The organism is Flavobacterium sp. R1_16 (assembly GCF_057652095.1).
In genome coordinates this window covers 1-9,390 of record NZ_JBYFCG010000013.1, presented here as the reverse complement: position 1 = coordinate 9,390, position 9,390 = coordinate 1, and the positions used below count along the sequence as shown (strand labels likewise).

General features: G+C 35.3%; 11 protein-coding genes. All 11 read right to left on the bottom strand.

Annotated elements, in window-relative coordinates:
* Window positions 1-228 precede the first annotated feature (228 nt).
* The 11 genes from AC23L6_RS13155 to AC23L6_RS13105 all read right to left on the bottom strand — a co-directional run bounded on the left by AC23L6_RS13155 (window position 229) and on the right by AC23L6_RS13105 (window position 9,299).
* Window positions 229-930 (bottom strand): WG repeat-containing protein, encoded by a 702-nt coding sequence (locus tag AC23L6_RS13155; RefSeq protein WP_487562937.1) that lies wholly within the window; start codon window positions 928-930, stop codon window positions 229-231.
* Window positions 927-1,880 carry a methyltransferase gene (locus AC23L6_RS13150; protein WP_487562936.1) on the bottom strand — a complete coding sequence of 318 codons (954 nt, stop codon included), beginning with the start codon at window positions 1,878-1,880 and terminating at the stop codon, window positions 927-929. Before AC23L6_RS13150 ends, AC23L6_RS13155 begins: the two co-directional genes overlap by 4 nt.
* Complete coding sequence (locus AC23L6_RS13145; protein WP_487562935.1) at window positions 1,870-2,436, bottom strand: histidine phosphatase family protein; 567 nt, start codon at window positions 2,434-2,436, stop codon at window positions 1,870-1,872. The genes AC23L6_RS13150 and AC23L6_RS13145 overlap by 11 nt, the downstream gene beginning before the upstream one ends.
* A gap of 1 nt (window position 2,437) precedes the next feature.
* Window positions 2,438-4,729 (bottom strand): glycosyltransferase, encoded by a 2,292-nt coding sequence (locus tag AC23L6_RS13140; RefSeq protein WP_487562934.1) that lies wholly within the window; start codon window positions 4,727-4,729, stop codon window positions 2,438-2,440.
* A 59-nt stretch (window positions 4,730-4,788) separates the two neighbouring features.
* On the bottom strand, window positions 4,789-4,926 hold the full coding sequence (locus AC23L6_RS13135) for a hypothetical protein (RefSeq protein ID WP_487562933.1): 138 nt from the start codon (window positions 4,924-4,926) through the stop codon (window positions 4,789-4,791).
* A 274-nt stretch (window positions 4,927-5,200) separates the two neighbouring features.
* The gene (locus tag AC23L6_RS13130; protein WP_487562932.1) at window positions 5,201-6,061 is read right to left on the bottom strand and encodes an AadS family aminoglycoside 6-adenylyltransferase; all 861 of its coding nucleotides are present in this window, start codon (window positions 6,059-6,061) and stop codon (window positions 5,201-5,203) included.
* Between the two features lie 204 nt (window positions 6,062-6,265).
* Window positions 6,266-6,589, bottom strand: a complete 324-nt coding sequence (locus tag AC23L6_RS13125) for a hypothetical protein (protein ID WP_487562931.1) — start codon at window positions 6,587-6,589, stop codon at window positions 6,266-6,268.
* Window positions 6,590-6,591: 2 nt separating this feature from the next.
* The gene (locus AC23L6_RS13120; RefSeq protein WP_487562930.1) at window positions 6,592-7,107 is read right to left on the bottom strand and encodes a hypothetical protein; all 516 of its coding nucleotides are present in this window, start codon (window positions 7,105-7,107) and stop codon (window positions 6,592-6,594) included.
* Window positions 7,108-7,266: 159 nt separating this feature from the next.
* Window positions 7,267-7,434, bottom strand: coding sequence for a hypothetical protein (locus tag AC23L6_RS13115; RefSeq protein WP_487562929.1), 168 nt, complete (start codon window positions 7,432-7,434; stop codon window positions 7,267-7,269).
* Between the two features lie 20 nt (window positions 7,435-7,454).
* The gene (locus AC23L6_RS13110; RefSeq protein WP_487562928.1) at window positions 7,455-7,898 is read right to left on the bottom strand and encodes a DUF6934 family protein; all 444 of its coding nucleotides are present in this window, start codon (window positions 7,896-7,898) and stop codon (window positions 7,455-7,457) included.
* Window positions 7,899-8,132: 234 nt separating this feature from the next.
* Window positions 8,133-9,299 (bottom strand): tetracycline-inactivating monooxygenase Tet(X2), encoded by a 1,167-nt coding sequence (locus AC23L6_RS13105; RefSeq protein WP_008651082.1) that lies wholly within the window; start codon window positions 9,297-9,299, stop codon window positions 8,133-8,135.
* Window positions 9,300-9,390 lie beyond the last annotated feature (91 nt).

The following is a 9,390-nucleotide window of genomic DNA, read 5'->3' as shown; positions in this document are numbered from 1 at the left end:
AGTGAAATTGTCAATATTGCTAAAAATATTTTCTTCATTTTTTGTTGGTTTGTGTCGTCATAGCCTGACCGCTAACGTTTGGCGGCTTTGCGAAGGCGGGGCTTTTTAGCACTACCGTTCATTTGAAAAACCGCACTTCAATTATACGAAAAAACTGTCAACCGAAGCACTGCACCCCCGCTTTTGCAAAACCGCTGTTACAGGTAGGCGTTCTCTCTGTTTTAGTCGTCAAACCGTTAATATTTTCTGTCCTTGTTCGTCTATAATTTTTTTTTCATTGTCAAATGTTGTTACTAAGGCAAACCTGTTATAAAATGGTTCAATTGTCAAGTAACGATTCTTATAAACTTCGTTTCCTTTCTTGTCAATGTGAAACCAACCGTTTTTGTCTTTAGCTGTCGCAAAGTTTTTGTGGAAAATTCCCAAGTCAAGAAATGATTTGTCGTTGATGAAGTTTCCATTTTTGTCGATGTGTCTGCAAAAACCGTCTTGTGATTTTACACAAGCAATTCCGTCTTTGTAGTCTCCAGCGTAAACGTAATTCTGTTTATAGATGCGATTTCCGCTTAGGCCAATATGAAAAAAATGGTTGTCAGCATTGCGAACAGTGCAAATGTTTTCTTGATAGTTACCTGTCCATAAGTAAGAAACTGAATATACTTTGTTGCCTTTTTCATTGATGTGAAACCAACGTTTATCATCAATAACAGAAGCTCGATTACAGTAAAAACCAAATGTCCGTGAGTAGCGATTTGAGTATAGTTCGTGTCCGTTGGAGTCAATGTGGTAAGCACCTGAATTGTCTTTTACAGGAGCAAGACCAGGAGAATGAAATTTTAATACTTCAATAAAAGTCTTGTCAAAAATCGGTTTTCCTTCAATGATAAAATGTGTGTTATCATCTGAAACTTGTATGTCTTTCCAATTCATTTATAGAAAATCAAAATGGTTTGTAATTCATTTAATTTGGTTTCGCATTGAAAATGAAAACCTGCGTTTTCAGCAAGCGAAATGTATTGAGTTGATGTTCTTTCATAGCTTTCGCACATTGCCGTCATATTCAGCGAAAGCAAAGACAAATCAACCTTTATTTTGTCTGCACAATTTTCAATAACGTACAATGTCCCATTATTCGGCAATCCTTCAAAGCAATTTTTCAAAATGATGTTAGCTTTTTCATTGTTCCAATCGTGCAAAATTCTTGAAAGAATAAACGCTTCCGCTTTGCTTGGAATGTTGTCAAAGAAGTTTCCGCCTATTTTTTGCCCTGCCGAAAAAACGGCATTTTTTGCTGTTTTTTCCAAGTCAAACAAAATACATTCAATATTCGGAATTTTTGCTTTGATGTTTTCTAAAACTGCACCGTAACTTCCGCCAATATCCATTACAGATTTGTGTTTACTGAAATCAATCAAATCTGGTAACGCTTTGTAATCATCTTTTGCATATTCATACATTGCTTTATGATAGGCGTGCAATTTTTCAGGATTTTCATTTAAGTAATCAAAGAACGGCAAACCGTAAATTTCTTCAAACGAACTTTTGCCTGTTGTGATTGAAAAATCCAAATTTTGCCAAGCGTTTAAATGTTCTAAACTCCAATTTAGGCAAGCGTATTTCAAACTTTCGGGATTGTTTTCTGTAAGAAATATAGAGCTAGAATTAACCTTGAAAAAATCGGCATTTTTGTCCAAAAAATCGGCATTGTGCAAAGCGTTTAGCAACAACAATAATTTTTCTTCGTTCAATGAAAGTTCATTGGCTAATTGCTTTGCGGTTTTTTCTTCTTGCAAGTTGTCAAACAAATTGAGTTTACAGGCTGTGCTAACAGCCATATATTTCCAATGTTCGGTAAAGAATGATTTGAGTTTATCTTTCATAAATACCATTCTTAAAAGTTAATCCTGTCAAATAGCTTATCCAATTATCTTTTGTGTAAACTACTTTATCTATGCTGTAACGGAAAAATGCAATCAGCATATCGTGCGTAATGAAAATTGTTGTTCCGTTTTGTGTTGAGTTTTCTTTGATGAAATTCGTTATTCTATGATTTAACTCGCCAACATTTGGAATGCCCGGAATTTTTTCGCCTTGAATAAATCGTTTATACATTTCATCAAAACCGTGTTGTAGAAAAAATTCTCCTGCAATTTTTTCATCTGTAATATGCAGTCCGGGTGCACCCAACGCAGTTGTTTCAATTATCTCTATTGAACTTCCATAACCTTTGGTTATAAATTCAGCCGTTTGAATACAACGCCCAATAGGACTTGTAAAAATTTTATTGATTTTTCTTTCCGATAAACTTTCGCCAAAACTTTGTGCGTTTTGTTTTCCTTTTTCATTCAATAAAATTTCATTTCCGAAAGAACCTTGCGGAATGTCGTCCCTGTCAGAATGCCGAATTAAAAGCGATATTTTTTCGTTCGTTTTCATCTTATTTCGGTTTACGCATATTGCAGGTTTTACACAAATCAATTTTCTTGTAGTTCTTCACAAGGTTTTGGTAAATGTCGCTTTGCAACACTTCTTCAATACTTGTGTTTTCAATGTTTCCAAAGTTGCCAAGCGTTTTACGCATTTCATCAGGCGCACAACAAGGTGAAATATTTCCTGTTGCCGAAACCCACAATTCTTTTTCTAAAAACGGACATTCGTAGTTTTCTGGAATTTCTTTGTTTTCGTTTTTGTGCAAGGGAATTATGTTTTCCAAAATCACTTTTTCGCCATTAGATTTGCGATATTTTTCTTGTGCTTCGTAGGCTTGTTTTACATACTCGTTCCATTGCAAAATACTTTCAGGCGTTGCTTTCATTGATAAATGTCTGATTTCATCAAAGTGCGCCCAAAGTTGATGTCCTTTCACTCTATCAACGCCTAACTGTGCCGCTAATTTTACAATGTCTGCCAACTCGTGCATATTGTTTTGCATAAACGTAAGTTGAAACGTTACACGGCAGTAATAACCTGTTTTTGCAAAGTGTTCATCACGAATACGGATAAACTCTTTCACGTTTGCAACTGCTTGTTCAAAGTTTATTTTCAACATTACTTTTTGCGAAGTTTCGGCAGTTGCACCGTTCCAACTTATTTTTACGTCCGTTGTAATTGGCACAATTAGTTTCGCCCATTCGGTAACGGTTTTCTCTGTTGTTCTCGGAAATGTTCCGTTAGTTGTCAAATTCATTTTGATGTTGTATTTGTAACACAACTCAACGAAGTGAGCAAAATGCTTGTAGATAAGTGGTTCGCCCATTGTGGACGGTATCATTTCCGTAACACCGATTTTTTTCGCTTGCTCAAAAATTGGTTCTAACCATTCTTTGGGCATTCTGCGATGTTTACCGTTTAGTTTTTCTTTGATGTAAGTTGAAAACGGACTGTGTTCTTCGCACATTGTGCAACTCAAATTACAATCTTCAGGATTTGTGTCAAGCGTAACACGCCAAAGTTTGTAAATGAATTTGCTGTAAATGTTTTCTAATTCTTTGCAATGGTCTTGAATATTTGGAACGCTTCCGTCTGCGGAATACAAATAACCTTTTTCGCCTAACGTTTTCATTTTGTCAGGATTTGAAACAGCAAATTTCATTTGTTCTGCTAAAGAATTTGCGTTGCGATGTTCAAACAAAAGTCCGTTTACATTGTGCTGAACATATTCTTTCATTCCGCCAAAATCGGCTGTGATTACAGGAACTTTACACGATTGCGCTTCGTGAATTACAAGAGGCGAATTTTCGCCCCAAATACTCGGAACCACAATGCAGTCAACATTTGAAAAAACATCATTCGCCAAATTATGATTGATGTATTCTCCCGAAAACTCAATCTTGTTTTTTGAATTTTCGGCTAATGATTTCAAAGCATTTGTGCTTTGTCCGTTTGCTCTGCCAAATATTTTAAGCGTTGCGGGTTCTTCAATCTGCTTGAATGCTTCAATCAGAATGTTTACGCCTTTTGCTGGAATGTGAGTTCCGATGTAAGCAAAAGTGTAGTTTGTTTTCTCTTTGGATTTTTCGGTTTGGGTTAAATATTCCGTAGGGAAGCCGTAATCCAAATAAATGATTTTGTTTTTGGGAACACCAAAGTCATTGATAAACCTATCACGCAAATAGTTTGACGGTACAATAAATAAATCAACTTTGCCCGTGATTGCTTTTGTTTCAATCATTCGTTGATGTATCCAACTGCTCCAATTTTCAATGTCTGCGTTTTCATTTTCTTCTCGTCCGCTGAAATAAACTTTGTAGCAGTCAGTCGCACATTTTTTGTCGTCTTGTTTTTCGCACAACTGAAAGTTATTTGCGTTTCCAATACTTCGTGTCAAAAATTGCCCACGTGGACACATTAACCAAAAGTCGTGAAGCGTGTAAACAATCGGAATTTTGAGCTTGTTCAGTTCGTCAATCAATCCTGTTGAAAGATGATTAACGTGTCCGATATGTGCAATATCGGGTTTGAGTTGTTTTACCAATTCAGAAAAGTTGTCGTCCATTTGCTTGTGGCGATAACCGTCTTTGCCTTGTGGATTGTTTACGAAGTATAGCTTTAAATTCTCGTTTATTTTCTGTTCACAAATACTGAAACAATCTGAATACGGATTTTCTTCTCGTGTAAAAACAGAAACTTTGTGATTCTTTGAAAGTTCGTTACAGATGGATTGGCTGTAAACTTCTGAACCTGCATTATAGTTTGGCGGATAGCCGTGTATTATTTTTAAAATGTGCATTTTACTTGAATTAAAATTTAAAAAAGCAAGCGGGCGAAGCCCGCTTGCAGAATGCACAGCTATCTCTTACCTTTTTGGTTCGGATTAAGCTGTTTCCCACGATTACCTTGATTTTTGTCAAAGGTCGTGTTGCTTCCATTAGTTCCCTTGTTTGGGTTCTTAATGTCTGCCTGATGATTAGATGATTTGTTTTTCATAAATCACAACAGTTTAGAAGTTACGCCTACTCTTAATTTGCTTTTCGGCATCCGCACCGTCAGTTTTGAATGGACTTCAGAATAACCATTTTTTGTCACCGTTGTCAGTTTGTAGTGTCGTTTTACGCTTACCTGTAACGTTTCGGGGCTTGGCGAAGGCGGGGCAATCGAAGCCAAAACTTTCAACTAAAATACAAATTTTAATCGAAGTACAAAACTCGAATTAGCGATTCCTACCCCGCTTTTGCCAAACCCTTGTTGTACGACGTAGTTATTATTTTCTTTTCAGTTCGTCTAAGTGTTTTCGGATGTCACTTTCCAATTTTTGAGGGTATATGTATTCCAATTTTTCAGACACTTCGGTTCCCATTTCAGAAACCAAGTCAGCCATTGAAAATAGGGCAGTCCAATTTTCTTCGATTTTGCTTCCTGAAAATGTCTTTTCTATTTTAGTCCAAATTTCTTGGGTTAGATACTTTTTGAAAAGTCGTCCGTATTTGTTAGTAGTTATGTTCCAATTGTGTTCACTTGCAATGTGCCATTCAATTAAGGGAATTAAATATTGGGTTCGAATAACGGTTTCCGACATAAATTTTGCATAGAATATTTCATCTCTTGCAAGACACTTTGCGACGTAAGTCGTATCCCACCAAAAGTCATTTAATAAATTTTTAAATTCTTTTTCAGTTGGCTTTTTGATGATGGAAACTTGATACGTCGGATTTAGCATTTGTGTGGTAATACTATCTTTGTCAATTAGGATTTTATATCCAATATCCCAATCTTCGGATAATTGTTTCTCTTGCGTTTCCTTTATAAATTTTGATTTGCTGTAAAGTTTAAAATCTATTTTCACGCCATCTTTATAAAGTAGCATTTTCATTGCGTGTTTATGGTCAAAACAACTTTCATCTTCTTCAATCATCGCAATTGGAGTTCCGAAGTTTAGTGTCCAACTTTTGTCTGAAATGTAGTTTGAATTATTTTCGAAAACAATTTCAATGTCCAAGTCGCTATACTCATCAACCGGAGCTAAAGGATTGACAAGAGAGCTTGTCAAAAGTAGTACTCTTACATCTTCGTTTTTCTCCGCCCATTCAATAATGGATTTTAGTTTATCTTCTCTGACTTTCATTTTGAGCAAGTCGGTTTTACTATGTCGTACAACGTCCCGTGGCTTTATGAAGTTGCGGTTTCCCGCTCACGGAACTTCACAAATATACCGAAAAGAATGAAAGAAAAACGTGAATTTTTATGCAAGAAGTGCGAGCACAAACTTTTCCAAAAAATCCCAAGCCCCGCAATTTCATAAAACCACTGTTGTGCGTAGTTTATTTTTCTAAAATCCCAACATAATTAATCCAAACAATGCAATTAATGCTCCACCAACACATAAAATTCCAACAATTCCCAAATGTAAACCTTGACCATTTTGTACAGTTCCGCTTTCATTCTTTTTAAGACCATATCCGATAAGCATTCCAATTCCCCAAATAATACCACCTACAAAAAGACAATTCAAACCTAAGTTTCCATCTCTTGGACCATCATAGCGTTCATATCTATGACTTTGTGCAAATCCAGAGAAATTAAAAAAAAGAATGAAAAATATAATTTGAAATAGTGAAGGAATAGTTTTTATTGCTTTAATAATAAGATTCATTTTTAGATTGTCTTTACAGTGTTAATTATTTCATTGATTATTGGAAGAAATTTGTCTTCATCCTCAGATGTGTATATTCCTTGAACAATTATCATTTTACCCTTATAAAAAAACAAATATCCAACTGTTGCTAATTTCAGACCTTTTGATGTAATCGCAGTAGCTTTCAAATATTTAGCATTAATGTTCGACAAAGTTTTGTTTTCTACAAACTTAAAATTACTATTTGGACTAAAAATGTTTGTAAATAAATTTTTAATTTCTTCCGTTGATATTTCATGAGCGTTTGTAATTTGACTATCATTTGGAATTTCTAATACAGTAAATTGTGCAGTTTTTCCAACATCAAAATATTGACAGCCGTAAGATGAGTTTCCATTAGCAAATTGATATTGTAATTCAGTCCAGTTTTGTGGAAATGAATATTGTAAAGAGCCATAAGATTTTTTCTTCCAAGAATCTTGCGCATTGCAATTAAATACTACAATTAAAAAAAAGAATAAGACGATTTTTTTCATACGGTTATTTTTAAATTACGCACAACGGGTTGGGGCTTTGTGAAGGTGGCGATTTTTAGCACAAAGTTCGATGGGAATTAAAAATTCAATTTAGCCACAAACTGTCTTGGTTTTCTGATAACGCCACTTTCACAAAACCCTTGTTGGCTGTGGTACGTATTAAACGGTTTTTGTCGTCCATTGTTTTGGAAGTCCAATTTTCTTTAACATCTCGTTTGCTTTCTCCAATTTTTCAGGAAATAAAATTTTGTCGTCAAATTTGTCCAACGATTTGTCAATTGTTACGATTGGAATTTTTCTGTTTTTTAACTCGTTTGTAATTTTCATAATATTTTAAATTTTAGGCGTTATGGTTTTCGACGAACTAAGAAACCCTCATATTCAACATCAAGTTTAAAGCTTTCCCAATTATCACTAATTTCTCCAAGAATTTCAAAGTCCTCATTAATTTCATTCAAGAATCTCGAAATTCCCATTCTATATAGTCTCGTTCTCGCTTTTGTACTTCCAGTCGCATAAACCCAAGCGTCAGGATATTTGTCAGTAAAAGCATAAACTGTAGCAACAACAGTCGCTAAAACTTTTTCACTATCACCATTATTTGAAATTACCTTGTCGTCAATTTCTCCAGTTTCAATGTCATTGTCACCAAAAGCAAGATTGTAAAGTCCTTTTAAATTGGTTGGTTGAAACTTCACAAGTTTATGAATCAGCCCTTTTTTACCTTCGCTCACAAACTCGAAAGTCATCATTTTGTCGCTCGAGGCTAAAGGATATTTAGGTAATTTCATTCACTTATTTTCTTAGTAATTTCAGTTACAAACTTACGAAAATATTCTCAGTTTTCTATGTGTTTGAATTTTGCGCTCGTATCACAGCCAACGTTTGGCAAATTGGCGATGGAGCCGACTTTTAGCACAAATGTTGAATAGAATTACTAATCTTCAACATTGCACAAAAGTTCAATAGAAGTACTTCACCGGCTCTATTGCCAATTTGTTTGTTATGTGCCGTTTTATTCCATTTTATACATTTAACAATTGCTGAAACGTAAAGTCGGGTTTAAACATTTCAATTTCGTTTTGAGTTGATTCTTCTTGTGCTTCTTTGCCATAGATAAACATTTGCTGTTCATAATTTTTAACAGCCTCTTCAATGCTATTAAATTTTCCATCGGCTAGATTATCAGACAATATCAAGGCATCCACCAACCCACTATTTACTCCCTGCCCTGCAAAAGGCGGCATCAAATGTGCGGCATCCCCAATCATTGTTATGGGTAATGGGCGCTTGCTTTTCCAAGGCTTTTCTAAAGGAAATATCCGTGTAGCCAATCCTACAAATGACAACGTCGTATGAATCAATTCTTTGTAGCGTTCGTCCCAATCGGAAAATTCTTTCAGAAGAAAATCAACGACACTATTTCTGTTTTGAAAATCTACCTGCGTTTGGTTTTTCCATTCATCAGGTGTTTTAAAACTTATTCCAAAATGCAATGCACCATTATTATTGGGGTTAGCAAATAATAAATTACCTTGGTGAGATGCCATTAGCCGGTTTCCATTGCATAGCTGAAAAAATCCAGGACAGTTTATCTCTGGTTGATGAATATCGGCTTGTATATTGAAAGTACCTGTTTCTTCAACTTCCGTGTCGGTAACAAATTTTCTTACCTTGGACATCCCGCCATTGGCAAGAATAACCAAATCTGCTGTTTCACTCGGTTTATTCTCAAAAGTTAGTGTCCACTTCTTCTTACCAGGTTCAAGCATAACAAGTTTTCTATCCCAAATAACCGTGTCGTTTTCTAAACTATTCAACAAGATAGCCCTTAAGTCATTTCTGTTTATTTCAGGATTGTCAAATCGATTTTCGGGCTTTACATTTTTTGTGGATAAAATATTGCCTTTTTCATCAGCAATATTTACACCCATTGGTAAGGCTAAGTCATAATAAGTTTGTAACAATCCCGCTTTTTTCATTGCTTCCTGACCTGAACCTTTGTGTAGGTCAAGGGTTCCACCAAAAATTCTTGCCTCTCGGTCGTTGTCTCTTTCGTAAACTGAAACGTCTATGCCGTTTTGCTGTAATAATTTTGCCATAGTCAGTCCAACGGGTCCACCACCAATTATTGCAACGTTCTTATCACTAAGTAAATTCATTTGTTTGTCTGTATCTATTCGCATTGTCATTCAAAAATGGCACATAACGTCAGACTGTGAAAAAACCTCACAGCCCTTCGAACAAATATAGCAAAATGTTTTCAAGCAGTAGTTTATTTGA